Here is a 26,419-nt window from a genome sequence, read left to right as displayed (position 1 = left end):
AGTAGGTCATCGTCAAGATTAAATTCCGAAACCCCATTTGCGAAAGCAGATGGGGTTTTGTTTTGGGCGATCGAAAAGTGGCAAGCTGGCTGCGGCGCGGCGCCCAGTGGGTTCAAGCCAATTGTCTTGAGCCGCGTGTGTCAGCACAATTACTCATCCCACGAACCCCGTGCGCCTAACCTATGGGGCATCAGTCGCAAACATGGCCCCCTATGGCTTGAAGCCTTTCGAGAGCCAAAGTCCGTGTTCGCCTGACAAAACACATGCCGTTGGGGAAATCGATGCAAAGTGTTTCTGCATTTTTGGTATGGTGCAGCACATTTTCACAAGGATTGATCTTTATCCGCAGGATGCGGCGTCGACCCTCTTCAACGAGATGCTGTAGAAATGCCTGAAGCGATACCGATCAAGGATCACGAAAAAGAAAACCGTTTGGTCAACAAGCGCCTGTTCGCCTGCGCGCTGCTGGTGATTGGTATCACCTGTGCTCTGGTGGGCCGCCTGTATTTTCTGCAAGTGGTGCAATACGACTACCACTCCACGATTTCAGAAAACAACCGGGTCCACGTACTGCCGATCACGCCGACCCGCGGTTTGATCTATGACCGCAACGGCGTCGTGCTGGCTGATAACCGCCCCAGCTACAACCTGACGATCACCCGTGAGCGTACTACCGACCTCAAGGGCGAGTTGGATGCCATCGTCAATCTGCTGCACCTACCCGCCGAAGACCGTGCAGTGTTCGACAAGGCGCTGAAACAAGCGCGCCATCCGTTTGTGCCCGTTACGCTATTTTATGAACTGACTGAAGAACAGATTGCCGTTTTGGCCGTCAACGAATTTCGTCTGCCAGGCGTGGACGTTGAGCCGCAGTTCGTGCGGCACTATCCGTTGGGCCCGCATTTCGCTCATTCGATCGGCTACGTCGGCCGCATCAACGAAAAAGAATCCAAGTCCCTCGATTCTGTGGAATACCGCGGTACCCAGTCCATCGGCAAGACCGGCATCGAGCGGTTCTATGAGTCTGAGCTGCATGGCCATGTCGGCTATGAGGAGGTCGAGACAAACGCCCAGGGTCGTGTATTACGCGTTCTCAAGCACACCGACCCGATCCCCGGCAAAAACATCGTGCTGAGCCTCGACGTCAAACTCCAGGAGGCCGCCGAAGAGGCCCTGGGCGACCGTCGCGGCTCGGTTGTGGCACTTGATCCACGTACGGGCGAAGTGCTCGCCATGGTCAGCAAGCCGAGCTTCGACCCGAACCTGTTCGTCACCGGTATCAGCTTCAAGGAATACGCCGCGCTGCACGATTCCATCGACCGTCCGCTGTTCAACCGCGTGTTGCGCGGTCTTTACGCGCCCGGCTCGACCATCAAGCCGGAAGTGGCCATCGCCGGTCTCGACAGTGGTGTCGTCACCGCTCAAACCCGAGTGTTCGACCCTGGTTACTATCAGTTGCCCGACTTTGACCACAAATACCGAAACTGGAATCACAGTGGCGACGGCTGGGTGGATATGGACGCGGCAATCATGCGTTCCAACGACACCTATTTTTACGACCTGGCCCACAAACTCGGGATTGATCGGTTGCATGACTACCTGGCGGAATTCGGTCTTGGTCAGAAAGTCTCCCTGGATATGTTCGAGGAGTCTGCTGGCCTGATGCCTTCTCAAGCCTGGAAGCGTGCCACACGTCGCCAACCCTGGTTCCCGGGGGAAACCGTGATCCTGGGTATCGGCCAGGGTTATATGCAAGTCACGCCACTGCAATTGGCCCAAGCCACCGCGTTGATCGCCAACAAAGGTGTGTGGAACCGGCCGCACCTGGCCAAGACCATCAACGGTGTGCCGCCAGTGGATGAACACCCGATGCCCAACGTAGTCCTCAAGGACCCGCGTGATTGGGAACAGGTCAACCACGGCATGCAGCTTGTGATGCACGACCCGCGTGGTATCGCACGGGCCGCGGCGCAAGGTGCGCAATACCGCATCGCCGGCAAGAGTGGTACGGCGCAGGTGGTCGCGATCAAACAAGGCGAACGTTACGACCGTAACAAAACCCTGGAGCGCCATCGCGACAACGCCTTGTTCGTCGGGTTTGCCCCGGCGGAACATCCGGAGATCGTCATTTCGGTCATGATCGAGAACGGTGAGGCTGGTGGCCGAGTCGCCGGCCCCGTGGTACGTCAGATCATGGACGCCTGGCTACTCGATCAAGAGGGGCACTTGAAACCCCAATATGCCGCGCCGGCCAAAGCCCCGGGCGACCCGCACGTCTAAGCCCGGGCAGGACAGGGTCAGGCTGGTCGCGCCACGCACTCCAAACCCTCATGAGTCAGCCACGGCACATCGTGGCTCGTCCAGATATGTGAAGTGGGCCTGACGCCTGGGTCATCATCCAGCGTCGCCACTCGCACGATCACATGGGGCTGATGCCCGCGTTCCGCCATCAGATGTGATCCGCAACGTGAGCAGAAATGTCTCAGCTTGCCCGGCGACGATTCAAACGCCGACAGCAGTTCCTTACCCTGTATCCAGCGAAAGTGCTCACGCATCACCCCGGCAGTGGCGACGAACGCAGCTGCATGGGTTTTGCGGCAACTGTCACAGTGGCAATGGCTGATAGGCATGTCGAGGCTGTCCACCTGATAGCGCACAGCTTTGCAGAAGCAACTTCCGTTCAACGGGTCAGTCATAAGGTACGGCCGTGTCGAGGGTAGGGGCACCATCATCGCGCATAACTCAAGGTTGCGCATTGATCGATGTCGCCTACTGTCAATGGAGGAGGTGACTTATGCTTGTATTAGATCGCATCGAACGGAAAGTCCTGCTCAACGCTTCACGCAAACAGATCTGGGAGGCCCTGACCGACGCCGAAAAGTTTGGCAGTTGGTTCGGCATCGCCCTCAAAGGCAAGAGCTTCGCCGCGGGTGAAACCATCGAAGCCCCGATTACTTACCCTGGTTACGAACATGTGATGTGGAAGGCCAGGATCGAACGCATCCTGCCGCAAACCCTGTTTTCCTTCTGGTGGCATCCTTACGCGGTCGAGCAGGACATCGACTACGACAAGGAGTCCCCGACACTGGTGGAGTTCACCCTTGAGGACCGTGCGCCGGGCATTCTGCTGCGGGTTGTCGAGTCCGGGTTTGATGCTATCCCTGCCGCCCGCCGCCAAAAAGCCTTCAAGATGAACTCCCGTGGTTGGGACGAGCAAATGAACAACATAGAGACTTATCTGGGCCAAGCCCATCGGGCGTGAACCGCAAGGGGTGACGGCGGGCTGCCGCCGGCGATGCCTGAATCGCACGTAAACGTGCCGTGTAGAGACGAATGCCGAGTAGAATCACCCTCTGAAAGCGATTCCTGAGGTGCGGTACGTTGGATTTACAGCAGGGTTTTGTCCTGACCCGGCATTGGCGCGACACTCCGGCAGGCACGGAGGTCAGTTTCTGGCTGGCCACGGACCATGGCCCGCGGTGTATCCGGCTGCCCGTGCAGACCTCGGTGATGTTCATTCCTCAGGCCCATCGCAAGCCGCTGGATTGGCTGCTCAAAGGCGAGCGTGATATCGAATTGCGCCCGTTGCAGCTGTGCGACTTTCATCATCGTCCGGTGCTGGGCCTCTACACTCGCCAGCATCGCCAATTGATGGACTTGGAAAAGCGCCTGCGTGCCGCCGGTGTCGATGTCTACGAAGGCGACGTACGCCCACCGGAGCGCTACATGATGGAGCGCTTCATCACCGCACCCGTGTGGTTCGGTGGCACGCCTGATGCAATGGGCGTGCTGGGCGATGCGCAGATGAAACCCGCGCCTGACTACCGCCCCCCGCTCAAGCTGGTGTCCCTCGACATCGAGACTACCGCCCAGGGCGATCTCTATTCTATTGCTCTGGAAGGCTGCGGCGAGCGCCAGGTGTACATGCTCGGCCCACCCAACAAAACCGCTGCGGTAGATTTCAAGCTCGACTACTGCGAGACCCGCGCCCAACTGCTCGAACGCCTCAACCTGTGGCTTGCCACCCATGACCCCGATGCGATCATCGGCTGGAACCTGGTGCAGTTCGACCTGCGCGTGCTGCATGAGCACGCCCAGCGCCTCAATGTCCCGCTGCTGTTGGGGCGCGGCGGTGAAACCATGACGTGGCGCGAACACGGCAGCCGCAATCACTACTTCGCGGCGGCAGCGGGGCGGTTGATCATCGACGGCATCGAGGCACTGCGTTCGGCCACTTGGAGTTTCGAGTCCTTCAGCCTGGAAAACGTCGCGCAAACCCTGCTCGGCGAAGGCAAGGACATCTCCACACCGTATCAGCGCATGGACGAAATCAACCGCATGTTCGCCGAGGACAAGCCCGCCCTGGCACGCTACAACCTCAAGGACTGCGAATTGGTCACACGGATTTTCGCCAAGACCGACTTGCTCAAGTTTCTGCTGGAGCGGGCCAGCGTCACTGGGTTGCCGGCCGACCGTAGCGGCGGTTCCGTCGCCGCCTTCACCCATTTGTACATGCCGCTGATGCACCGCCAGGGCTTTGTCGCGCCGAACCTGGGCGACAAACCACCCCAGGCCAGCCCCGGTGGGTTTGTCATGGACTCGCGTCCCGGCCTGTACGAGTCGGTATTGGTGCTGGATTACAAAAGCCTCTATCCGTCGATCATCCGCAGCTTCCTGATCGATCCGGTGGGCTTGATCGAAGGCCTCAAGCACCCCGAAGACAGTGCGTCAGTGGAAGGCTTTCGCGGTGCGCGGTTCTCTCGCACCCGCCATTGCCTGCCGTCCATCGTCGCTCGTGTTTCCGAAGGTAGGGAAGTGGCCAAGCGCGAACACAACGCTCCGTTGTCCCAGGCCCTGAAAATCATCATGAACGCCTTCTATGGTGTGCTCGGTTCCAGCGGCTGCCGGTTCTTCGATACGCGGCTGGCTTCGTCGATCACGATGCGTGGGCACCAGATCATGCGCCAGACGCGCAAGCTGGTCGAAGCCCAGGGTTACGAGGTGATTTACGGTGACACGGATTCCACCTTTGTCTGGCTGGGCAAAGCCCATTCCCAAGCCGATGCCGGCCGCATCGGCCAGGCGCTGGTCCAGCACGTCAACGACTGGTGGCGCGAGCATTTACATCGCGAATTCGGCCTGCAAAGTGCCCTGGAACTGCAATACGAAACGCACTTCAGCCGCTTCCTCATGCCGACCATTCGCGGCGCGGAGGAGGGCAGCAAAAAGCGCTACGCGGGCTTGGTCGTGCGCGAGGGCGGCAGTGAGGAAATGGTCTACAAGGGCCTGGAAACCGTGCGCAGTGACTGGTCGCCCCTGGCGCGGCAGTTCCAGCAGGAACTCTACCGGCGCATCTTCCATCGCCAGCCCCATCAGGAATACGTGCGCGACTACGTACGGCGCACCTTGAGCGGTGAGTTCGATGAACTGCTGATCTACCGCAAGCGCCTGCGTCGTCAACTGGATGACTACGAACGCAACGTGCCACCGCATGTACGCGCTGCACGCCTGGCCGATGACTACAACGACCGCCTGGGCCGCCCGCGCCAGTACCAACGCGGTGGCTGGATCAGCTATGTGATCACGCTCAACGGCCCGGAACCGCTGGAGGTGCGGCAGGCGGCGATCGACTACGACCATTACGTCACACGGCAATTGCAGCCGGTGGCCGATGCGATCCTGCCGTTCGTCAACGACGATTTTGGCACCCTGGTCGGCGGGCAAATGGGCCTGTTCTAAAACACTTGCCGAAGCGCTGCGCGAGCCTGCACTCTTGCCCTCTGACGACCACTCGCAGACGGCGCAGCTCTCCATGACCCAGATCACCTTGACCGGCACTATCGTCGAACTCCAACCCTTGCAGCTCGAACACACAGCGGCCTTGCTCCAGGCCGCCGCCGACGGTGAGTTGTGGAACCTCAAGGTCACCAACGTCCCCGGCCCGGACACCATCGACGCGTACATGGCGACCGCCTTGGCCGGGCGTCATGCCGGTACGGTCATGCCCTTCACCATCGTGCGCAAGAGCACTGGCGAGGTCGTGGGCAGTACGCGCTTCTGGAAGATCGATCGGGTCAACCGCAAGCTGGAGATCGGCCACACCTGGCTGGCGCAATCCACTCAGAAATCGGCAATCAATACCGAGGCCAAGCTGTTGTTGCTGAGCTATGCCTTCGATGTGCTCGACTGCGTGCGCGTGCAATTCACCACCGACGAACTCAACGAAAACTCTCGCGCAGCCATCCTGCGTCTGGGCGCCGTGCAGGAAGGTATCGTGCGTCACGAACGCATCATGCCGGACGGGCGCAAGCGCAACTCGGTGCGCTTCAGCATCATCGACTCGGAGTGGCCGCAGGTGAAGGCGAACCTGCAGGCCAGACTAGTGCGATAAACCAGAGGGAACGCCCATGTATACGCTCTACGGTACCGACGATTCCGGCTCATGCATGATCGAAATTGCCCTGCAACGTTGTGGGGTGCCGTGGCATCGTGTAGAGGCCAGCTCCTGGCAGGAGGGCGAGGGCACCGAAGCCCTGGCCCGTATCAACCCACTCAAGCAGATTCCCACGCTGGTCACCCCCGATGGGCAGGTGCTGACCGAAAGCGCTGCCATCCTGATCTACCTGGGCCTGGCGTTTCCCGCGTCGGATCTATTGGCCGGCAACCGCGCGCAGATCCTGCGCGGCCTGCTCTACATCACCGCCAATTGCTACTCGGCGATCGGCATCATCGATTATCCGCAGCGCTGGCTGGGTAATGCGGATGAGGCGCTGCAGGCGCAACTGGTCAGTGGTACGCGACGCTATCTGCATCAAGCCTGGGTGGTGTTCGCCGATCAATTTGCCGAACAGTTGTTCGCCCCCGGCAATGTGCCGAACGCCCTGGGCATTATGGCGGCCGCGGTTTCGCACTGGGATGAGGCGCGTGAGGTATTGACCGCCTTGGCGCCAAGCTTCGCCCAGAGCCTGGCGCACGTGGATGCCGACCCCATCGTGGCACCGGTGTTCGCCCGGCATTGGCCTCTGTGGAAAGTCTCATAATGTTTCCGCAATCAGAAGAAACAATGGCGCCTGACCCCATCCAAGCCCTTGCGTCGTGGGCGTCCTGTCCTACTCTTTCGTAAAGCGGTGTAGGAATCATCCTTGAATTTGACTGTCGCACACATGAAACTCAAGAACCCTGCATGGAATTCAAAGGAGGTGCGCATGCTCATCCGGTCGCTGACCCTGGCTACCTTGATGGCTTTAACGGGGCCGCTGTTGGCCGCTGAGGATATCAACCCGCTCAAGCAAGACATGGGCAAGTCCCGTCCGCTGGTGGTTGTGGAGCTTGATTCCGGAAACTCCACCTTGGCGACTCTTCAGAAACAACTGAGCGAGCCCGCCACCAAACAATCCTTTGAAGAACGCAATATGGTGTTCTACACCGTGAAGTTCGGCAGCATCGGCGCCGAAGGGGAAAAATTTGCCAAGGATGCCAAGGACAACAAGAAGCTGACGCCGCCGGAAACCAATGCGTTGATCCGGGCCCTCAAGCTGGGTGCCGGCAGCGGCACCAAGGTGATCCTGATCGGCAAGGACGGCGAGAAAAAAATCGAGAAGACCGTGCCACCGGATACCCTCGATTTGAAGGAGTTCTTCAGCGCCATCGACCAGATGCCCCAGGCCGAAAAAGACCTTGCGGCACCGGCTGAACCGGAACCTGCCGCAGCGCCTCCAGCCAAGGGCGCCAAATCGGCCAAGCCCGGCAGTAAGCCCGCCGCGTCACAACTTGATGACTGAACATGCATGACACGTGTGGGAGCGAGCAAGCCCGCTCCCACATCGTATGAGTGGTATTTTCAACTTTTCGGGGCTTTGCGCACCGGAAACGGAAAGTAGAAGAACCGCAAGACCGCCACACGCTTGATCACTTCCCCAATCATCAGCGGTACCACCACCGCGATCACCAGGCCCAGACAGGCCGACATGAACGGATGCAGGCCCAGGCGCTCCATGAGGTCCACGGCCTTGTGCTGGATTTCCCCGTGAAAGATCAACACGATCAGCGTTGACTGGCCGATATACGTCATCATCCGGGTCAATAGAGGCGATACCATCAGCACCCGTGCCAGCGCCCAGCACATATACACGCCGATCACCGCCAGCAGACTGGTCCACAACCAGTGGTCATAGCGCCGTTGCGCCAGGTCCATAGTGTCGCGGCTGTAAACAAACACGGCGGCGAACAGGGCGATGGAAATCACCAGGGTCAGCAGCGAGCCCTCATGCCTGCGCAGCCAGTCGCGCAGCAGGTAACCGTAGATAAAATAGGTGCTGCTGATCAGGGTGACTTCGAGGCTGAAGGGCAGGCCGGGCATCGTCCAGGTTTGCCCGCCTATGGTCACCGGTACTTGCCAGAACCACGGCAGTACCCAGATGCCGAGCAACAGTTGCACGACCATCAGCAGGCAACTCGCTAGCAACGGCAACTTCAGATGCTGGATCAGGCGCAGCATTAACCAACTGAACAGAATCGCCACCCAGAAGTGCGGTAAAAACCACAACGCCTGCCACGGGATCGTGTCCACCGAGGCGTACAGCACACCGCCCACATCCGGCAACAGGGGCTGCCCGCGCAGTAAATCGCGTACGAGCACATACATCAGCATGGTGAAGAAAAACGGCTTGAGCAGGCCATCGGCCTTGCGCACCGCCATCTCCACAAACGGCTGTTCGGGCTTGAAAAACACGCCGGACAGAAAGAAGAACAATGGCAACACAAACGAGGCGAGTATCGGATAGAGCAGGTCCAGAGAGTTGGCGACAAACCAACTATGGCCATACACGATCACCAGGATGCCGATGCCTTTGGCGATATCCATTTGAATCCAGCGTTGTTTCACGTAACGACTCCTGATCGATCATTCACGCCTTGCGCCACGGCTTCAGCCACAGCCCCATGCCCAGCAACACCACGGTGCCTGCCAGGGTACTCAGCCCCAGTTGCAGCCACACGCCTTCAATTGAAAACAGCCCCAGCGCGGCCGCGCCCATGACCAACGCACTCAGCAGCCACTGCCGCGCCCAGGGCAGGGCGGCGAGCAATGCCTGGCGCTGCATCAGCAACAGTGCCGTGCACATCACCCCGGCCAATGCGGCCAGCGGAATGCCTGCCAAGCCAAACACAAAGGGCAAGGTCGCGAGCAACAACACATTGACCAGGCTACCGAGCAACTCGCACCGCAGCGGCTGTCGCGTGTCGCCGGCGGCGTAGGCATAGCGCGCAAGCAGGGCGTTCCAGGCGCCGAACACCAGCGGTACGGCGAACCAGGCCAGCAGCAATGGCAATGGTGAATCCGCCGATTGCTTGGGCAGCAGCAAGGCGACCAGGCTGGGCGCCGCCGCGACCAGGCCGACGCCGGCCGGCAAGGTCAACACGCTGGCGGTCTCCAGGCCGCGCTTGAGCAAAGCCAGGCGCTCATCGCCCTGGCGGCGGCTCATCATGCCCAGCAGCACCTGGTTGAGGCTCATCAGTGCAATCAGCGGCAGGTTCATCAACTTGCGCGCCAGGTTGACCCACGTCACCGCGCCTTCCCCCAGCAGCGAGGCCACCAGCCGCTCGATCAGCGCCAAACCTTGGCTGGCACCGTTGCTCAGCAGCAGTGGCCCGATGCGTTGCCCCAGCTCCTGCAACGGCGTGATGCTCAACTGCCAGCGCCATGGCCGCCACCCTTGGCGCCAGACCGACGGCAGCAAGGCCAGTGGCATCAACAGGCTACCGGCCAGGCAGGCCAAGGCCAGTGTGCGGGGTTCCGTCGCGGTGCCTGCCAGCGCGAGGTAAGTCACCGGCGGCAGGTTGAACAACAGCGAGCCCAAGCCCGCCAGCACAAAACGCTCGCTTGCCTGCAACGGAATACTGAATAGCGCATGCAGCATCAAGCCCGGCACGCACCAGGCCACGACCTGTAAATTACTCGCCGCCAGGGCCGTCGCGCTGGCCGCCAGCCCCGGGCCGAGTAGCTGCACCAGCCAGGGGGCCAACAGCGTCAACAACAGGCTGGTCATCAGCGCAATCAGCAGCAACGCGGGAAACAACACCGCCAACCAATCCAGGCGTTCGCTGTCCTTGCGTTGCAGGTACAGCGGCAACGCAGCGGCGCTCAACACACCACCGGCCAACGACATGCGCAACGCCTCAGGCAAGAACAGCGCGATCAGGAAGGCGTCACTGCGCTCCCCGGCGCCCCAGGCCGCCACCAGCAGCCACTCGCGCGCGAACCCCAGGCACAGGCCCAGCAGGGTCGCCAGGGTCAGCCAGACGGCGGAACCGAGCATGCTTAAGGCCGCACGCCGTCAAGCAACGGTTTGCGATACGTCACGGTCTTGTCCTGCGGCAGGCGTGCCGGAAACAGGCGGCGTGCTTCCAGCACGTTGATGCCCACCATCAGCCAGAACAGCGCCACCATCACCACGGCAAAACTGAAGTAGTGGTCAAACAAACCGCTGACCAATGCTGACAGAATCCCCGCCGTGCTACCCAGCCACAGCGCGTTGTCCTTGGTCAGGCGGATCGGGCCGGCTTCCGGGCGTGCTTCACGCCACCAGCGCACGGTGACCGCCACAAACAGCAGCATGCCGACGATGCCCGTCTTGTAGATGAAGTTAAGCCACAGGTTGGAAATCCCCAGCAGGTGCGTGCCCGGCACGGGCGGATCGACCTTGAAACCAATACCGAACGGATAGGCCGCCACCGCTTGGGGGAACATGCGGTATTCATCGACACGGACCTCGGTACTGGCGTTGCTCGACGAGAAGATCGTCGCCAGGCGGTCCTGCAATGGCGGGTAGGCCATCACCAGCGCCACGGTCAGTACCGCGCCGACCATCAGCAGGCGCCCGGTATATGGCACGCGGCGCGTGGCCATCCAGATCAACACCAATGCCAGACTGACCATTGCCCCACGGCTACTGGCCAGCAGCAACGCCGCCGCCCCCAGGCATGCCACGCCCAGGCCCAGCGCACGCTTCCAGCCGCGCTCGGTCATGCCGAAGCAAAATGCCAGCGGCAACAGCAAGGCCATGATCCCGCCGATGGCATTGGGGTGCATCCACGGCGAACCCATGCGTGACGACATCGCCTCCAGGCCGAATTTCAACATGTCGAAGTTGCCGTAATTGAGCAGCGCCAGGATCGGCGCAATCCCGGCCCCTGAACGGGTGCGTATGAATACGGCGATGGACATCACCAGCATTGCCAGGGTGCCCAGCAGCAAGGCCATCACCAAGGCTTCGCGGCGTTTTTGATCCACCAGCAACTTGGCGGTGAGGAACACGCCCGAGAGGTTCAGCAACCAGCGCAACCAGTTGGCCACGCCGCTGCTCTCGGCCTGGATGCTGACCTGGCCGACGATGAACGGGAACACGCTGAACAGCATCAGCCACAGCAGCATCTGGTCAGTCGGCCGGCGTGACAGGTTCGGTGTGTCCGGCAGGCGGGCCAGGAAGCTGTGCCACATCACGGCGCCCCAGGTCAGCGCCAGGATCGCTTCGCTCACCGTGCTGCGGATCCCCAGGTTGATGGTCGAATAGGGCATGAACGTCGCCACCAGTGCGAAGAGCAACAAGCCCCAGAACGGAAATCGCAGAATGGTCACGGCCGCCGCGAGGCCGATCACGGCCAGGAACGCCTTGGCGGGTGAAAGTGCCAGGGCCAGCCCGCCGAACAGCAGGCCGAACAGAATCGCAACGAGGCTTGCCAGGGTTATTCTCACGTGAGTTCCTCGATCAGTTCGGCCACGCGCCGGCGATAGGCATGGTGGTTGAAACGCTGCGCCCAATGGCGATGTTGTTCGGATGAGTCTTCATCGGGCTGTTGGCTCAGGCTCACCATCAAGGCGGTCAGCGCTGCGCTATCGGTGGGCGAAAAACGCGCCGCCGACGGTGGCGTGATTTCATCCAGCGACGTACCGCTGGCCACGGCCACCGGGGTGCCGACACTGAGCGCTTCGATGACCGGTAAACCAAAACCTTCGGCATAGGACGGTTGCCACAGGCGCGATGCCTGCCGGTACAACCCATGTAACTGGGCATCCGACACGCCGCTCAGTGCACGAATGCCCGGCAGCGTACGCTGGGCCTCGGGCAGGTGCTCAAGGCTGCCCACCAGCACCAACTCCGGCACGTTGGGCGATTGCTGGCGGGCTTTCTGCCAGGCCTCCACCAGGAACGGTACGTTCTTGCGCAGCTCGCGAGTCCCGACCAGCAGCCAGTAGCGCTGCGGCAGTTGATAGGCGCTGAGGTCTGCCGGCGGTTCGCCAAACCCATCGACCTGATTGGGCAGCACACGAATCTTGCCCGCCGCCTTGGGGAACAGGCGTACGGTTTCATCCGCGCTGTACTGTGAGGGCGTCCACACGCGGTCGGCGCTGTGCACCGCGTAGGCAATCGACACGCGATCACTGGTTTTGTAGATCAGTGCCTTCAGACGGTTGGCGTGGTAGTTGTTCAAGGTAATCTGGAACAGGTCATGCAACAGCACCACGGTACGCATGCCCTTGGGCTTGGGGGGCAATGGCAGGCCCATATTGAAGGTGCTGATGTACACATCGATGTGTTGCTCACGCAAGGCACGCGGCAGGAACCCGGCTTCGAAACGCAGGCGGTTCTGCGGCTGATGCATCGCGGTTTTCGCGCAGCCCCAGGCCGGGCAGTGGGCCCGCAAGCGGGTTTCATCGCCCAGCGGGGCCACCGTGAAGCGCTCCAGCTCGATACCCGGCAGGCTGCACAGCGCATTTTCCAGCGCATACACCTGACGGCTGATGCCCGATTGCGGCGAGGTGCCGACGGTGCGGTAATCCAGACCTACACGCATGTGGGCTCCTTTTGATTGAGCGGCGAGAGCGTCGCGTACACCTGCTCCAGCTGGCCGGCGGCGACACTCCAGTCATGGGCCCGGCGTGCATAGGCGCGGCCAGCCTCGCCCATGGGCAGTGCCGCTGCGGGATATTGCAGCAGGCGCACCACTGAATCCGCCAGGCCGCTGGCAGTCTGCCCGCCCAGGTAATCCACCCCTTCGACCAGGTCCAGGCCCGATACCCCTTGTTCGGTGCTGGCCAACGGCAACCCCGCAGCCAGGGCTTCGAGTACTTTGAGCTTGGAACCGCCACCATGACGCAACGGGGCCAGGAATACCGAGCAACTCGATTGCAGCGCCAACAGGTTCGGCACAAAACCTTGCCACTCGATACGCGGGTCCTGCCAGCGTTCGCGCCAGCTGCCGGGCATGCCGAAGCCGCACACGCTCATGCGCGCATCCGGGCATTGCTCCCAGACCTTGGGCAGGATTTCATCCAATGCCCATTCGATCGCGTCCACATTGGGAGCGTATTCATAATTGCCGAGGAACAGCACACGGCGCGCCGCGGGATCAGGACGGGCACCGGCGAAATGCGCGCAATCCACGCCGTTGACCACCACGGGCACGGGCTTGCCGGCGATGTTCTCCAGCACCTGCGCGTCGCCGGCGGTGACCGCCACCACCTGCGTGGCCTGGCGCATGACGCGGCGCTCCCAGCGGCGGTATCGCCATTGGTCGTAGTGAATGAAGGGCAGCGCCCAGCGAGGCAGGCGGTCGTAGGTCGCTGCGCCGAGCGCCGATTCCACGTTGTGCTCGGTCAGCACAAAGGGTTGGGATTTGCGCGCCAGGGCATCTTCATAGGGTTGGAAGGTGTAGGAGTGCTCGATCTGCACCACGTCCCAATGCTCATTGAGCAACGGGTCGAAGGTGTCCTGCAGTGCACCTGACAAGCCATTGACACTGGCCAGCAGCGGGTAGGGCGCAAACAGCCCGGCCACCAGGGTTTTCACGCTGCGCAGTGGGCGGCGCGGCAGGATGATCAACTGTTCCAGGAAGGCTTCCAGCACCTGGCGATCGGTCAGCGACACGGGGTGCTTGTCATGCAGCAACAACGTGATCCTGTGCCCACGCGCGGCCAGGCTGCGCAGCAAGTGGAACTGGCGCGTCTTGCCGCCGCTGGTGGCGGGCCAGGGCGAGTAGGGCAGTATCCATAAAATGCGCATGGCGGGCTTCAATCCCATAACAGAATTTGCAGGTTCGACTTGACCGGCACGGTCAACCCATTGGTGCCGCTCACCGGGGTTTGTGTGCCGCGCAGCGGGTCGTACAGGGTCGCGCTGGTCAGGTTCGGCAGGTGTGCGTTACCGCCCTGTGCCGACCAGAAGTACCACAGCTTATGGCCGTCGGCGCGGGTCCAGCCGATGCTGAACAGGCCGTCGGGTAACTGGTCGGCGGTGGGCGGATCGCCGGGCGTCAGTTGCGGCCCGCTCACATCGAGGAAGTTCTTCAGCGCTGTGTAGGACGGCTTGGGGTTGGCGTTGATGTCGAGCAAACCATAGGACTGGTCGCGCACGCTGGCCCGCTGGTCAAGGTCACTGAGGGTGAACAGGAAGATCTTGTCAAAATCCATCGCGCTCATCAGCGCCACCCGGCGTACCACGTAGTCAGCCTGCTGCTGCCGGGTGATGAGGTCTTGCGCCTCTTTGGGCCCCGGGTAATTCGACCAGCCCCACTCGGTGCTCCACAGGGTTTTCACGCCCTCTGCGCGCAGGGACTGGTTGAGTGCCTGGGTCTTGGCGACAAAGTCCAGGTTGGCCGGATCATTGCCCTCGGGCAGCTGGTTGTAGGGGTGATAGGACACCACCGTATTCAGGCGGTTTACGCCCAGGGCGCTGAGGGCGCTGAGCATGGTCTTGCCGTTGGGCATTTCGCTGAGGAAGGCCATGCCGGCCGCAACCACGGGTTTGTCCGGGTTGACCGTGCGCAAGGCGTTGGTGGTCGCCGCCAACAGGGTGAAATAGCCTGCGGGGTCGGCTACCGGGCGCCAGAAGCCGAGCAAGTTGGGCTCGTTCCAGACTTGCCAGGCGTCGACGCTCGGGTAGCGCTGGGACAAGAGCGCCATGCGGTTGGCGAATACATCCGGGTTTTTCGGCGGGTACTGGTCCTGGTACGGCGCACCGGGCGGCGCAGTGGTGGCAAAGGGCGCCGAGCCCACCAGGTAGAACACCGATTTGAGCTGGTTGGTCTGCAGGTTGCCGACCAGTTGGTCCAGCGTCGCAACCTGGTACTGGCCTTCTGCAGGCTCCAACTGGTCCCAGTGCAGGTCCAGGCGCACCCACTGCAAGCCCAGGGCTTTGAGTTTGTCGATCTGCTGTTGATACAGCGTGGGGCTGAACCACAGGAACTGCGCGTTCACTCCCAGGAAATCCTTCCACACCAGCACTTTGTTGCCTTTGAGCACATGGCTCTCGGCATCGGCTTGGCGCCCCCACAGAAAAACGCTCAGGCCGAGCGCGACGATCACGAGCAGTGAGGCGAACCAAGTCCGTTTATGCGCCATAGGGTGCTCCTGCAATGGCTTGCTCAAAAAGGTCCTTGAACTTCTGCGCGGTCAATGGCCACAGGCGTTCGCGGCCGATTTGCGCGGCGCGTTCAGCCCAGTCCTGCGCCAGTGTCGGCGTATTCGCCAGGCGCAACAGTTGCTCGCTCAATGCGGCCACATCGCCTTGGGGAAAGATCAAGCCATTGCCGCTGGCGACCTCCTCGGCAAACGCGCGCGCATCCGAAGTGATCGCCCCGCGCCCACACGCGGCGGCCCAGGACAGCGCGCCACTGGTGCCGCGCTGGCGGCCCAGCAGGCCGAGTTTTTTCGATTCGCGATACGGCAGCACCATCACATGGTGCGCCTGGATCGTCTGGGCAATCTCGCTGGCCGGCAGGTTCAGCCGCCAGTCGATGGAGCCCGCCAGGCCGAGGTCGGCGATCTGGCTGTTCAACTGCTCCAGGTAATTGCCGCCTGCGCCGAACGCCATTTCGGCGGCAGTGCCACCGGCCAGGGTCAGGCGCACACGGTCATGCAATTGGGGGGCTTGCTTGAAGACGGCGGCCAGGGCCTGCAACAAGTCTTCAATGCCTTTGCCACGGTAGATAAAACCGAAATACAGCAGGTGCAGCGTGTCCAGCGACGGCAAGGCTGCCGGCGCAATCGCCAGGTTGGCGTGGTTGATCACGGCCACTTTGCCCGCAGGTAAGCGCATGCGCTCGCTCAGGCAATCGGCGCCCAGGCGGGTGAGGGTGACCAGCCGGGTCAGGTCCTGGGCGACGCGGCGTTCTTCGCTCAAGGTCAGCGGGTCTGCCAGCACCACCGCTGCCTGGGGCAGTGGGCTGGGCAAACGTTCCAACAGGTTCAACGGGAAGGGCAGGCGCTCCCGGCGCCAGACCATGCGCTCCGGGTCATGCACGGTTGCGGTCAGCGGCAGCTTGGGGAACGCCTTGCGCAACTCGCGTAAGGCCAGGAATTCTCCCAATCGCCCACCGCCCAGCTCGGCATGGACCAGGTCCACGCCTTGCCAGTCGAACGCGGCGATGGCTTGGCTGATGGCAACGCTGTTGCCTGCCACGCCGCTCAACGGTGTCACCACCGTCACCCCCAATTGCTCCAAAGCCGTCTTGAAATGGTTCGCGTAGTCGGCGATCCCGTTCTTTTCCGGCGGCAAGGGCGCAAGTAGGGCGATGCGCATCAGAACGCCCCCCGGTACTTGGCGATGTTTTGCAGCACCTTGGCCGGTACTTCGAACTTGCGTCGGTTGATGATGATGCCGTCGACTTTGCCAAACGCCGTGTTGAGGATCGACAGGGCATGTTCCACCACCGGCACCGTGCTCTTTTGCGCTTCCACCACCAGTGCGATCAGGTCGGCGCGGCGCAGCGTGACGAACGCATCGCGGTTATCCAGCAGGGCCGAAGCATCCAGCAGAACCACTTCTCCCTGTGCCGCCGGTGCAGCGCCGCCGACGCGCACGTTGATGCCGTTCTCTTGCAGCAATTGGCGCAATTGTTCCACCACAAAGGTCACGCCTTCACCGTGGCGCGCCGAAGTCAGCCCCAGCGTCATGCCCTGTTCGGCAATGCGCTCCAGTTGCAGCAAACCGTACAGCCGGTAAATGCTCGCATTGAACGCGTTGGTGCCTTGGGCGGTGCTGGTGTCCAGCTCCGGCAGGGTGGTCCACAGCGGCAAGCCGAATTTGCGCTCCACCAGGCCGCCATCGTGAATGCGCTGGTCCAGCAGGTAGCACAGGTAGATCACCAACAGGCCGACGACGATGGCAAACGGGATCGCCAACATCAGCATCACCAGGGTTTTCGGGAAGACGCGGCCCGGGTTCAGGGTGGCTTCTTCGATCACCGCGATGTTGCTGATCTGGCTGTTATCCAGTTCACGGTCGATGCGCGACTTTTCCAGGTTGTCCACATACAGCGCGTAGTTGCGCTCGGTGGCGCTCAACTCGCGGGAAAGGCGCGCCAGCTCCGGCTCAATCTCCAGGGCCTGCTTGCGCTGGGCTTCGAGGTTGACCAGTTGTTTCTGTTGCTGAACCAACTGAGTACGCAGCGCCAGGTTGTTGCTCGACTCATCCAGCAGCACGCGCTGCAAGTGGATTTCCAGGGTGTTCGGCGCACGGTTTTCCGAGCTCTGCACCGTGTTGCTTTCACTGGCGACCTGGGCCTGCATGGCAAGGATCGAGGCGTCCAGCGCTTTGACCGGCGGTGCGTTGTCGGTGTAGGTGCGCATCATATCGGCCTTTTCCAGCAGCTTCTGGTTGAGCAGGCGACGCAAATCCTGCTGCTGCGGGTTCAGGGCGATCTGGCGGACCGTGGTCACTTCCTTGGGCTGGGTCTTGAGCTGGTTGCGAGTGCTCTCCAGGGCGCTGTCGGAAGAGGCGATCAGGCGGGTGGTGTTGAAGGTCTCGCCGCGCAGCACGTTGATGCGCTCGGACAAGTCCTCCAGGCGGTCGGTAATGCTCGCCGCGCCGATCTCGTTGAGGTGCGTGAGGATCTGTTGCTTATAGCTCTTGATCTCGTTGGCGCTGGTGTTGACCTGGCCCTCGTAGAACGCGTACAGGCTCTTGCGGCCCAGGGCCTGGGTGCGTTCGTTGATGTAGGTCTCGATCCAGTTCTTGACCACCATCTGGGCAATTTCCGGGTCGCCCCATTTGAAGCTGATATCCATCACCGTGGACCCCGCGGCGTGGCTCACCTCGAAGTTTTTCTCCAGGCTGGCGGCCAGGCGTTCCACCGGGGTGGTTTTTTCGACGATACCGACGGTTTCCAGCACTACGCGCACGCCGTCGAACACGGCACCGATGCCGCTCTTGACGTAGTACTTGGTGCGCTTCCAGAAACCTTCCGGCGGCGGTGCATTTTCAATCACTTCCAGGTAGTGCTCGGCCACCGCGCGCACGATCGGGCGGCCGGTCAGCAGGCGCTCTTCGTCGACAATCGGGTCGCGCTGGGTGCTGGGCATCACCAGCGCCTGGCGGTTGCTGATCTCGATCGGCAAGGTCGAGTCACGCCCAGGCTTGACCAGCAGGCGTGCGGTGGACTCGTACTTGGCGGGCAGCAGGAAGGCCCCCAGTAACATGATGACCAGCGCCGCGATGGCCGCCAGCTTGAACTCATGTCTGAAGATGAAGAACAGGCGCAGAAGATCCCGAAAAGAACGGATCTCGATCATGGGATGTCGCTCCTTTAGTTGTTGCTGCCGCTGGTTCGGGTGTAGTTGTAGCCAACCCCGATCGACTTGGTGAACGGAATCAACTGGTTCAAGTAGGTATCCACCCCTTGGATGCGTTCGCCCACGTTGGATTTGGGCACGAACACCACATCGCCGCGTTGCAGGCGCACTTGTTTGCGCCCGTTAGGCCCGGTTTTGAGGTATTGGCTGAAGTCCAGGAAGTAGGCACGGTAGGCGCCCTGGGCATCTTCGCGCAGCAGCGCGACCATGCTTGCGTTGCCGGACGGGTTCACCCCGCCGGCGCCGACAATCGCCTGTTCCAGCGTGTTGGCTGTGCCGATTTGCACTGCCGTCGGGTTGTTCACCGCGCCGCCGACGATCACCGAGTTACCCGGTGCCTGGTTGATGTTCACCGTCACCCGCGGCTCGCGATACACCGGCGCCAGCTTGTTGCTCAGCTCGGTGGCCAGCTCCGAGGGCTGGCGCCCGGCGACCTGGATCGGCCCCAGGAAGGGGTAGTTGATCTTGCCGTCGGCCTGCACCGTGTACAGCGTCAGCTCATAGATGGTGCTGACGTTGAACGCTGACAGCGTCGGCATTTCTCCGGCATCGCGCACGATGCGCAACTGGTCGCCGACGCGGATACGTTCCACGGCCGGCGGCAGTTGGGCCAGTTGGTCGAGGGCGCGTTTGCCTTCCTCGACCGTCTTGTCGTCCGGTGGGACGATGCGTGCGGGCGTATTGCAGGCGGCCAATGCCATCATGGCCAGGACGAGCAAGGTTCGTTTCATCAAGGGGGACTTCCTGTGGGTCATGTGCTCACCTCCAATAACCGGGGAACATGCTGATGCGCCGCTTGAGGGCGATGGGTAGCCGGCGTTCCTGATGGCCCAGCCGATAGCCGAGCAACTTGAACGCGCTGCGCACCAGTACTTCGGGTACGCGATGCAATGCACCGGCAGCACGCAATGCTGCGAGCTCCGCCAGTACATAGCGTTTACCTTCTCCGCCGGCATCGCCGAATGCCTCGCGTATCCACGGCTCGCGACCGTAGAACACGCCAATGTCGAAGTAGCGGTGGAACTCATCCATGAGGCGGTAATCGTGGGAGTGATACACCTGCGCGGACGCGGCGTAGCGCACCTTGTAGCCCTCAAGCAGCATGCGTGCGGCCACATAGGCGTCTTCGCTGCCGATCACGTCGGCGGGAAAACCGCCGACGGCCTGCAATGCGCTGCGTCGGTACACAGAAAACGAATCGGAGCTGAAGCAGGTCTTGATCCCCAGCTGCGGAGCATCGGCCAGGCTCTTGCTGCGGCTCTGGTCCGGGTAGTTGAAGTGCCGCGATTGCGCGCCCAGTACCCCGGCGTCCGGGTGCGGCAGTTGGCGGCCATACGCAACGCCGTTGAGCGGGTCTTCCTGCAATTCGCGCAACAGGTTGGCGAAGGTCTCGGGGGTTGCCGGGATTGCGTCCTGGGTCATCACGATCAACGCATCGCCGTCCACTTGCTCGCTGGCCCAGCGCCGGGTGCCGCCATGGTTGAAGTCCCGCGCGTCGATGACCTCGACCCGCGCGCCGAATTCGCGAAACCGCGCCACGGTGTCGTCGCTGGAGGCGCTGTCGACCACCAGCATGTCGTCCGGTTGCAGCGTCTGCATTTTCAGCGCCGGCAGCAGTCGTGCCAGGTGGCTGGAGGCGTTGCGGGTCGGGATGATCAACGAGGTCCGCATGTCACTTTTTCACCTCGGCCGGGGCACGCCCATAGATGTCGTCGAAGCGCACGATGTCGTCTTCGCCCAGGTACTCGCCGCTCTGCACTTCGATCATCACCAGGTCGATGATGCCGGGGTTGGTCAGGCGGTGTTTGTGCCCGGCCGGGATATAGGTGGACTCGTTGGCGTTGATCAGGAATTCACGGTCGCCATTGGTGATCTGTGCGGCGCCGCTGACCACCACCCAGTGTTCGCTGCGATGGTGGTGCATCTGCAACGACAACGATGCTTGCGGCTTGACCACGATGCGCTTGATCTTGAACCGGCTGCTTTCCTCCAGCACGGTGTAGGTGCCCCAGGGCCGGGTGACCGTGCGGTGCAGGCTGAACGCCGGGTGGTTCTGGCGCTTGAGTTCGGCCACGATGTAGCGCACGTCCTGGCTGCGGTGGGCATCGGCGATCAGCAGGGCATCGGGGGTGTCGACGATGATCAGGTCTTTCACGCCCACGGCGCCGAGCACGCGCTTGGGCGAGTCGATATAGCAGTTGTGCACGTCATGCAGGATTGCTTCGCCGTTGACCTGGTTGCCATGGGCATCACTCGGGGTGAGCTGCCGCAGGGCTTCCCAGGAACCGATGTCGCTCCACCCGATGTCGCAGGGCACCACGGCCACTTGGCTGGACTTTTCCATCAAGGCCACGTCGATGGAAATATCCGGTGCGCTGCCGAACGCTTCAGCGTCCAGTTCACGCTGGCGCGAGGTTTTGTTCTGCAGGTGCTGGCTGTGCTCCAGCGCCGCTTTTGCGGCCGCCAGTACGTCGGGGGCGTGGGTCGCCAGCTCATCCACCAGGGTGCTGGCCTTGAAGCAGAACATACCGGCGTTCCACAGGTGCTTGCCGCCGTCGAGATAGCCTTGGGCGGTGGCCAGGTCAGGTTTTTCGACAAAGCGTTTGACCCGGTTGCCGGTGCTCAAGGCTTCGCCTTTTTCGATGTAGCCGAAGCCGGTTTCCGGGTGGTCGGGCTGAATGCCGAAGGTCACCAGGTAGCCGGCTTCGGCCAGGTCGCGGGCCTGGATCACGGCCTGGGCGAACGCGACTTCATTCAAGATCAAATGGTCGGCGGGCATCACCAGCAATTGCGCGTCGCCGCCGAAGTGTTCCTGCACATGCAACGCGGCAACGGCGATGGCCGCCGCCGTGTTGCGGCCGAATGGTTCCAGCAGCAGGTCCAGGGGCAGGTGGGCCTTGTTGACCCCACGGTAGTCATCCAGGGTACGGAACAGCAGGTCGCGGTTGGTCACCGTGAGCACGCTTTCCACGCCGGGCAGTTTGGCGGCGCGCTGGAAAGTCTTTTGCAACAGGCTCTGGCCATCACGCATGCGCATGAAGGGCTTGGGCATGTTCTGCCGCGACACCGGCCACAGCCGTGTGCCTGAACCACCGGAGATAATGCAGGGAATTAATCCGTTGAGGGTATTCATCAATACACTTCCTTGGTGGAGAGGACGGCCGGGATCGTCATGCAAACGATGTACAAGTCAAACCACACCGACCACTTGGAGATGTACTCCAGGTCGTATTCGACACGCTTCTGGATTTTGACCAGGGTATCGGTTTCACCCCGGTAGCCATTGATCTGCGCCCAGCCGGTGATGCCCGGCTTGACCCGATGCCTTGAGCTGTATTCGCTCACCGCCACTTCAAACGGAATGCCCGCCGCTTTAGTCGCCGTGGCATGTGGGCGCGGGCCGACCATGGACATATTGCCCAGCAGCACATTGAACAGTTGCGGCAGCTCGTCGATGCTGGTTTTGCGGATGATGCGGCCAACGCGGGTGATGCGTGGGTCTTCGCGGGTGGTCTGCTGTTCGGCGGTGAAGTCGCTCTGTTCGGTAAACATCGAGCGGAACTTGAACACGCGAATCTCGTTGTCGTTGTAGCCATAGCGGTTCTGACGGAACAGCACCGGGCCTTTGGAGTCGAGCTTGATCGCAATGGCCGTCACCAGCATCACCGGCGAAAACACCACCAGTGCCAGGCTGGCCAGCAGCAAGTCTTCACAGCGCTTGATAAACGGTGACCACCCGCGCAGCGGCAATTGCGAGGTGTTGAACATCAGGATACCGCCGACGTCGGTGATGCGGCTGTGGCCGTAGCGCAGGGCGGCCATGTCAGGCACCAGCATCACATTCACCGACATCTGCCGCAGGCGATTGACCAGCCCGTGGATACGTTGCTCGGCGGCCCAGGGCAGGCAGATCATCACTTGGTTGACCTGTTCGGCGCGGATCAGTTTTTCCAGGTCGCGGGTGTTGCCCAGCAACGGCAGTCTGCTGAGTTCCTTGGGAATGCGCTCGGTGCGATCGTCGATAAAGCCTATAAGGCCGGAGCGGATATCGCCGTTGCGTTGCAGGTGGTCGGCCACATGTACGGCGGTGTCGGTGAAGCCCAGGATCACCGTGCGTTGCAGGTATTTGCCCTTGCGCATCAGGTTGCGATACAGGCGCAGCACCCCCAAACGCTCCACACAGAACAAACCGAGGCTGGCGATGTACCAGACCACCAGGTTGCGTGGGGTCAGTTGCGGGAAGAACTGCAGGATCTGATACATGAACAGCAAGATGCAGAAAGCCGCAGACCACGCCACGATGTTGCTGCGCAGGCGCAGGCGATTACTGAAAAGCTCCTCGGAATAAATACCCAGGGCCTGAAACAGAATGATGGTCAGCACCGCAAAAAACAGCAGCAGGCCGAGGAAGTGGGAACGCAATTCATGGGCCATCGGGTCGAGGAACAATACCAGGACCAGAGGCGGCAAGATCGCAGTCAGGCCATGAACCAATTTGACGAAAACAACAAAAAACTCAACAAAACCGGCACGGGTCAAAAACAGGCTGTCGACCGATGACTTCTCGCGCATAAAAACATCCCTCATCGCACTCCAAGCTCAATGTTCGAGAGTTGGTCCGATAGGCAGCGAGCTGCTATCAGGGGCAAGTCGAACGACGGCTACTCTGTGTCAAACGCAACCATTCCATTCACGTGGAGCCAGCCAAATGAAGGAGATCGGTGGGGGCAGTCGCTGAAGGATGTTTTATTTTTGAGCATTAGTCAATAACTTGACCATTTTGCATTTTTCAAAAGTTAGGCATTCTAAATAATTTTTATCTGTCATTTTATTGGCGCTCCTTGTCCGATTCCGTCTGATGTCGGGTGTGATTTGGAGTGTAGAAACAAATGTGGGAGTTTTCCTGTACAAATCGGAAACCTTTTTCTAACTAGAGGTAGGAAAAGGGGGCAGGGGGAAGTGGGGCGGAGCGCGTTGAGTGTTCTATCGGCATCGCTTATCGGAAAAAATGTCTCTTGTTGGCGCGATATCAGTCGCTTTTTTGCTGCTGCCGACTAAAGCGCCAGGCTCCAGCAATGGGGCCTGGCGACGGTGCTGATGCTGTTGGCCGCGCGCCTTAGCGGTGATGTCACGTCCGGCCTGAGCACCCCTGTCAGCGCAACCGTGCGGCTGCCCGGGCGACAATTTCACCCCGCACCCGACGCGGTTCCGCCGTGCGTTTTCGGGCTTCTTCCAGCACTGCCTCGGGCGCGGTGTCCGGGCTGCCGGCGTCGAACGGCGGCGCCGGCGCGTATTCAATCTGCAGCTGGACCAACTGGGCGACGTCCTCGCCGTACAACTCCGCAGCCAGGGTCAGGGCAAAGTCGATCCCGGCGGTGATGCCGCCCCCGGTGAACAAGTTGCCGTCACGCACTACACGTGCCTGCACCGGGATTGCACCCAGCGGCGCAAGCAGGTGGTGATAGGCCCAATGGGTGGTGGCCTTGCGACCGCGCAGCAGACCCGCCGCACCGAGCACCAGGGAGCCGGTGCACACTGATGTCACATAGCGCGCCGTGTGGGCCTGCTCCTTGAGAAAATCCAGGGTCTGTGGGTCTTCCATCAATGCGCCCACGCCGGTGCCACCGGGCACGCAAATCACATCCAGGCGCGGACAATCGGCATAGCTCATGGTCGGTGTGAAGACCATGCCGGTGCTGGAGGTGACCGGCGCCAGGTCTTTCCACACAAGGTGCAGTTGCACATCCGGCAGTGCACCCAACACGTCGTAGGGGCCGGTCAGGTCCAGTTGCTGGACGCCGGGGAACAACAGAAAGCCGATCTGCAAAGTCATGGATAAAGCTCCAGAAGAGGGGTGGACGGCTTCACTCTAGAGGCCTAGGCTTTGGCGCATACGCCATTGAGCCCACAGATCACGCCAATCATGCCCAGAATCATCCACGTCCTCGCTTTCGAAAATGCACAGGTGCTCGATGTCACCGGGCCGTTGCAGGTGTTCGCCTCGACCAACGACCTTGCCCGGCAGCGCGGGCTACCGTTGCCCTACGCGGTGTCGGTGATCGCTGCCCAGGCCGCGCCGGTCACGACCTCCGCCGGCCTGGCGCTGGTGGCCGAACCGCTGCCACCGGCCGACACGCCCGTCGATACCCTGGTGATCGCCGGTGGCTGGGGCGTTTACGGGGCTGCCGAGGATCCGGTGCTGGTCGACTGGGTACGCGAAAAAGCCCGACACACCCGACGCATGGCCTCGGTGTGTACCGGGGCTTTCCTGCTGGCCGCCAGTGGCGTGCTCGACGGCCGCCGCGTGGCCACCCACTGGACCCGCTGCGAAGAGCTGGCGCGCAAGTTTCCTGCGCTGACGGTGGAGTCCAATCCGATTTTCATCCAGCAGGGCTCGGTATGGACCTCTGCCGGTGTGACCGCCGGTATCGACCTGTGCCTGGCGCTGGTGGAGGAGGACCTGGGGCGCGCCGTTGCCATGGAGGTCGCGCGGCATCTGGTGGTTTTCCTCAAGCGTCCGGGTGGGCAATCGCAGTTCAGCGTGGCGCTGTCCTTGCAAAGAGGCGATAGTCGTTTTGCCGAGTTGCACGCCTGGATCGCGGACAACCTGAACCTGGACCTCAACCTCTCAACCCTGGCCGCCAAGGCGTGCATGAGTGAACGCAGCTTTGTCCGCCACTACCGTGCTGAAACCGGCCAGACCCCGGCGCGAGCGGTCGAACTGATCCGTGTGGAAGCCGCTCGCCGGCAGTTGGCCGACAGCACGCTGCCGATCAAACGCATCGCTGTGCAATGCGGGTTCGGTTGTGAAGAAACCCTGCGTCGCAGCTTTTTACGGGCGCTGGCGGTGACGCCCCAGGCTTACCGTGAACGCTTTTCACCGGTGTCGTAAGCGAGCAATTCCAGCAACGCCGCCAGGGTCGCCTGCGGCGCTTCCTGTGGGATGTTGTGGCCCACGCCGGGCAAGACTTCACGCCGGTAAAAACCGCTGAAGTGCGCCACATCGTCATCGTCCACCGCGGGAGGCCCCACACCATCATCGGCACCGCACAGCGAAATACTCGGCACCGAAATCGGTGGTTGCAGCGCCAGCGCCTGCTCGATGGTTTCCAGCGCCGGATCGCCGGGTGCGTACATGAAACGGTGGCGGTAGGAATGAATCACCACCTCGACAAAGTCCGGGTTATCAAACGATGGCGCGGTCTGGCCGTAGAGGCCCGGACCCTCGGCCCAAGTCGGTGACCACAGCCGCCACAGCAGTTCGCACAGCTCGCGGCGATTGGCCGTCAGCCCCTCCACGCCACGTGGGGTATGAAAATAGTACTGGTACCACAGCCGATGCTCCGTCTGCGGCGCACGCGGCGTAGGCGAGCGGGCGATGTCCTGGATGTTGTAGCCATCCCCCGTCACCAGCCCGCGCACGCGTTCGGGCCACAGCGCCGCGACGATACACGCTGCTCGCCCGCCCCAGTCGTAACCGGCTAATGACGCTCGCGGGATAGACAATGCATCCATGAAGTCCAGCAGATCCTTGGCCAGCGCCGCCTGCTGCCCGGAGCGCATCACCTGATCGTGGATAAACCGCGTCGGACCATAACCGCGCAGGTAGGGCACCAGCACCCGATAGCCGCGCTCGGCCAATACCGGCGCAATCTCATCGTAGCCGCGAGGATCATAGGGGAAGCCATGCAGCAGGATCACGGGCTCGCCATCAAGCGGGCCCTGGGCTTCATAGGCCACATCAAGCATGGACGTACGGACATAGAACAGCGCAGCGGTCGAGGTCATGGT

The 26,419-nt window shown here is 61.6% G+C and carries 22 protein-coding genes; 7 read left to right on the top strand and 15 right to left on the bottom strand.

Features of this window, described 5'->3' with window-relative positions:
• The first annotated feature begins 387 nt into the window (after positions 1–387).
• Positions 388–2,280, top strand: a complete 1,893-nt coding sequence (gene mrdA / locus DK870_RS26855; RefSeq protein WP_060752352.1) for a penicillin-binding protein 2 — start codon at positions 388–390, stop codon at positions 2,278–2,280.
• 17 nt (positions 2,281–2,297) lie between these two features.
• Here mrdA and DK870_RS26850 read toward each other — a convergent pair whose 3' ends face one another.
• Positions 2,298–2,696 carry a GFA family protein gene (locus tag DK870_RS26850; RefSeq protein WP_161550202.1) on the bottom strand — a complete coding sequence of 133 codons (399 nt, stop codon included), beginning with the start codon at positions 2,694–2,696 and terminating at the stop codon, positions 2,298–2,300.
• A gap of 98 nt (positions 2,697–2,794) precedes the next feature.
• On the opposite strand from DK870_RS26850, the gene DK870_RS26845 reads away from it, so the two are divergent.
• From DK870_RS26845 to DK870_RS26825, 5 genes are all read left to right on the top strand, one after another.
• On the top strand, positions 2,795–3,262 hold the full coding sequence (locus DK870_RS26845; RefSeq protein WP_090372204.1) for an SRPBCC family protein: 468 nt from the start codon (positions 2,795–2,797) through the stop codon (positions 3,260–3,262).
• 119 nt (positions 3,263–3,381) lie between these two features.
• Positions 3,382–5,739 carry a DNA polymerase II gene (locus tag DK870_RS26840; RefSeq protein WP_161550201.1) on the top strand — a complete coding sequence of 786 codons (2,358 nt, stop codon included), beginning with the start codon at positions 3,382–3,384 and terminating at the stop codon, positions 5,737–5,739.
• A gap of 73 nt (positions 5,740–5,812) precedes the next feature.
• Positions 5,813–6,391, top strand: a complete 579-nt coding sequence (locus DK870_RS26835; protein ID WP_161550200.1) for a GNAT family N-acetyltransferase — start codon at positions 5,813–5,815, stop codon at positions 6,389–6,391.
• A gap of 16 nt (positions 6,392–6,407) precedes the next feature.
• Entirely contained in the window at positions 6,408–7,040 is a 633-nt protein-coding gene (locus DK870_RS26830) for a glutathione S-transferase family protein (protein WP_161550199.1), read from the top strand.
• 165 nt (positions 7,041–7,205) lie between these two features.
• The gene (locus tag DK870_RS26825; RefSeq protein ID WP_104993218.1) at positions 7,206–7,781 is read left to right on the top strand and encodes a DUF4174 domain-containing protein; all 576 of its coding nucleotides are present in this window, start codon (positions 7,206–7,208) and stop codon (positions 7,779–7,781) included.
• Between the two features lie 59 nt (positions 7,782–7,840).
• Here DK870_RS26825 and DK870_RS26820 read toward each other — a convergent pair whose 3' ends face one another.
• From DK870_RS26820 to inhA, 13 genes are all read right to left on the bottom strand, one after another.
• Positions 7,841–8,884 carry an acyltransferase family protein gene (locus DK870_RS26820; RefSeq protein WP_372241727.1) on the bottom strand — a complete coding sequence of 348 codons (1,044 nt, stop codon included), beginning with the start codon at positions 8,882–8,884 and terminating at the stop codon, positions 7,841–7,843.
• Positions 8,885–8,906: 22 nt separating this feature from the next.
• On the bottom strand, positions 8,907–10,316 hold the full coding sequence (gene murJ, locus DK870_RS26815) for a murein biosynthesis integral membrane protein MurJ (protein WP_161550198.1): 1,410 nt from the start codon (positions 10,314–10,316) through the stop codon (positions 8,907–8,909).
• Between the two features lie 2 nt (positions 10,317–10,318).
• Positions 10,319–11,746, bottom strand: coding sequence for an O-antigen ligase family protein (locus DK870_RS26810; protein ID WP_161550208.1), 1,428 nt, complete (start codon positions 11,744–11,746; stop codon positions 10,319–10,321).
• Between the two features lie 2 nt (positions 11,747–11,748).
• Complete coding sequence (locus DK870_RS26805) at positions 11,749–12,852, bottom strand: glycosyltransferase family 1 protein (protein ID WP_104993220.1); 1,104 nt, start codon at positions 12,850–12,852, stop codon at positions 11,749–11,751.
• The gene (locus DK870_RS26800; protein WP_104993221.1) at positions 12,843–14,060 is read right to left on the bottom strand and encodes a glycosyltransferase family 4 protein; all 1,218 of its coding nucleotides are present in this window, start codon (positions 14,058–14,060) and stop codon (positions 12,843–12,845) included. Before DK870_RS26800 ends, DK870_RS26805 begins: the two co-directional genes overlap by 10 nt.
• Positions 14,061–14,068: 8 nt before the next feature.
• Positions 14,069–15,397 carry a cellulase family glycosylhydrolase gene (locus DK870_RS26795; RefSeq protein ID WP_161550197.1) on the bottom strand — a complete coding sequence of 443 codons (1,329 nt, stop codon included), beginning with the start codon at positions 15,395–15,397 and terminating at the stop codon, positions 14,069–14,071.
• Positions 15,387–16,577, bottom strand: coding sequence for a glycosyltransferase (locus tag DK870_RS26790; RefSeq protein ID WP_161550196.1), 1,191 nt, complete (start codon positions 16,575–16,577; stop codon positions 15,387–15,389). The genes DK870_RS26795 and DK870_RS26790 overlap by 11 nt, the downstream gene beginning before the upstream one ends.
• Positions 16,577–18,568 carry an exopolysaccharide transport family protein gene (locus DK870_RS26785; protein WP_161550195.1) on the bottom strand — a complete coding sequence of 664 codons (1,992 nt, stop codon included), beginning with the start codon at positions 18,566–18,568 and terminating at the stop codon, positions 16,577–16,579. The genes DK870_RS26790 and DK870_RS26785 overlap by 1 nt, the downstream gene beginning before the upstream one ends.
• 14 nt (positions 18,569–18,582) lie before the next feature.
• Positions 18,583–19,359, bottom strand: coding sequence for a polysaccharide biosynthesis/export family protein (locus DK870_RS26780; protein WP_090372180.1), 777 nt, complete (start codon positions 19,357–19,359; stop codon positions 18,583–18,585).
• A 28-nt stretch (positions 19,360–19,387) separates the two neighbouring features.
• A complete protein-coding gene (locus DK870_RS26775; RefSeq protein WP_104993225.1) occupies positions 19,388–20,299 on the bottom strand; it encodes a glycosyltransferase family 2 protein in 912 nt (303 codons plus the stop codon).
• A 1-nt stretch (position 20,300) separates the two neighbouring features.
• Positions 20,301–21,761, bottom strand: a complete 1,461-nt coding sequence (locus tag DK870_RS26770) for a mannose-1-phosphate guanylyltransferase/mannose-6-phosphate isomerase (RefSeq protein WP_161550194.1) — start codon at positions 21,759–21,761, stop codon at positions 20,301–20,303.
• A complete protein-coding gene (locus DK870_RS26765; RefSeq protein ID WP_060752370.1) occupies positions 21,761–23,200 on the bottom strand; it encodes an undecaprenyl-phosphate glucose phosphotransferase in 1,440 nt (479 codons plus the stop codon). The genes DK870_RS26770 and DK870_RS26765 overlap by 1 nt, the downstream gene beginning before the upstream one ends.
• Positions 23,201–23,780: 580 nt before the next feature.
• Entirely contained in the window at positions 23,781–24,461 is a 681-nt protein-coding gene (gene inhA, locus DK870_RS26760) for an isonitrile hydratase (protein ID WP_161550193.1), read from the bottom strand.
• Between the two features lie 90 nt (positions 24,462–24,551).
• On the opposite strand from inhA, the gene DK870_RS26755 reads away from it, so the two are divergent.
• Positions 24,552–25,520 carry a GlxA family transcriptional regulator gene (locus DK870_RS26755; RefSeq protein WP_161550192.1) on the top strand — a complete coding sequence of 323 codons (969 nt, stop codon included), beginning with the start codon at positions 24,552–24,554 and terminating at the stop codon, positions 25,518–25,520.
• On the opposite strand, the gene DK870_RS26750 is transcribed toward DK870_RS26755, so the two are convergent.
• Positions 25,490–26,416 carry an alpha/beta fold hydrolase gene (locus DK870_RS26750; protein WP_161550191.1) on the bottom strand — a complete coding sequence of 309 codons (927 nt, stop codon included), beginning with the start codon at positions 26,414–26,416 and terminating at the stop codon, positions 25,490–25,492. The two genes, DK870_RS26755 and DK870_RS26750, sit on opposite strands and share 31 nt — an antisense overlap.
• Between the last annotated feature and the right edge of the window lie 3 nt (positions 26,417–26,419).

Origin of the sequence: Pseudomonas sp. Q1 (assembly GCF_009935975.1) — a bacterium.
In the GTDB taxonomy this organism is placed as follows: Bacteria; Pseudomonadota; Gammaproteobacteria; order Pseudomonadales; family Pseudomonadaceae; genus Aquipseudomonas; species Aquipseudomonas palleroniana.
This window is presented reverse-complemented; position numbering and strand designations above follow the sequence as displayed.

Excerpts from the sequence above, each read along its gene's own strand:
- DK870_RS26770 (WP_161550194.1), bottom strand. The coding sequence starts at position 21,761 with ATGAATACCCTCAACGGATTAATTCCCTGCATTATCTCCGGTGGTTCA.
- DK870_RS26790 (WP_161550196.1), bottom strand. The coding sequence starts at position 16,577 with ATGCGCATCGCCCTACTTGCGCCCTTGCCGCCGGAAAAGAACGGGATC.
- DK870_RS26805 (WP_104993220.1), bottom strand. The coding sequence starts at position 12,852 with ATGCGTGTAGGTCTGGATTACCGCACCGTCGGCACCTCGCCGCAATCG.
- DK870_RS26765 (WP_060752370.1), bottom strand. The coding sequence starts at position 23,200 with ATGCGCGAGAAGTCATCGGTCGACAGCCTGTTTTTGACCCGTGCCGGT.
- DK870_RS26830 (WP_161550199.1), top strand. The coding sequence starts at position 6,408 with ATGTATACGCTCTACGGTACCGACGATTCCGGCTCATGCATGATCGAA.
- inhA (WP_161550193.1), bottom strand. The coding sequence starts at position 24,461 with ATGACTTTGCAGATCGGCTTTCTGTTGTTCCCCGGCGTCCAGCAACTG.
- mrdA (WP_060752352.1), top strand. The coding sequence starts at position 388 with ATGCCTGAAGCGATACCGATCAAGGATCACGAAAAAGAAAACCGTTTG.
- DK870_RS26780 (WP_090372180.1), bottom strand. The coding sequence starts at position 19,359 with ATGAAACGAACCTTGCTCGTCCTGGCCATGATGGCATTGGCCGCCTGC.
- murJ (WP_161550198.1), bottom strand. The coding sequence starts at position 10,316 with ATGCTCGGTTCCGCCGTCTGGCTGACCCTGGCGACCCTGCTGGGCCTG.
- DK870_RS26845 (WP_090372204.1), top strand. The coding sequence starts at position 2,795 with ATGCTTGTATTAGATCGCATCGAACGGAAAGTCCTGCTCAACGCTTCA.
- DK870_RS26800 (WP_104993221.1), bottom strand. The coding sequence starts at position 14,060 with ATGCGCATTTTATGGATACTGCCCTACTCGCCCTGGCCCGCCACCAGC.
- DK870_RS26775 (WP_104993225.1), bottom strand. The coding sequence starts at position 20,299 with ATGCGGACCTCGTTGATCATCCCGACCCGCAACGCCTCCAGCCACCTG.
- DK870_RS26755 (WP_161550192.1), top strand. The coding sequence starts at position 24,552 with ATGCCCAGAATCATCCACGTCCTCGCTTTCGAAAATGCACAGGTGCTC.
- DK870_RS26835 (WP_161550200.1), top strand. The coding sequence starts at position 5,813 with ATGACCCAGATCACCTTGACCGGCACTATCGTCGAACTCCAACCCTTG.
- DK870_RS26795 (WP_161550197.1), bottom strand. The coding sequence starts at position 15,397 with ATGGCGCATAAACGGACTTGGTTCGCCTCACTGCTCGTGATCGTCGCG.
- DK870_RS26825 (WP_104993218.1), top strand. The coding sequence starts at position 7,206 with ATGCTCATCCGGTCGCTGACCCTGGCTACCTTGATGGCTTTAACGGGG.
- DK870_RS26785 (WP_161550195.1), bottom strand. The coding sequence starts at position 18,568 with ATGATCGAGATCCGTTCTTTTCGGGATCTTCTGCGCCTGTTCTTCATC.
- DK870_RS26850 (WP_161550202.1), bottom strand. The coding sequence starts at position 2,696 with ATGACTGACCCGTTGAACGGAAGTTGCTTCTGCAAAGCTGTGCGCTAT.
- DK870_RS26750 (WP_161550191.1), bottom strand. The coding sequence starts at position 26,416 with ATGACCTCGACCGCTGCGCTGTTCTATGTCCGTACGTCCATGCTTGAT.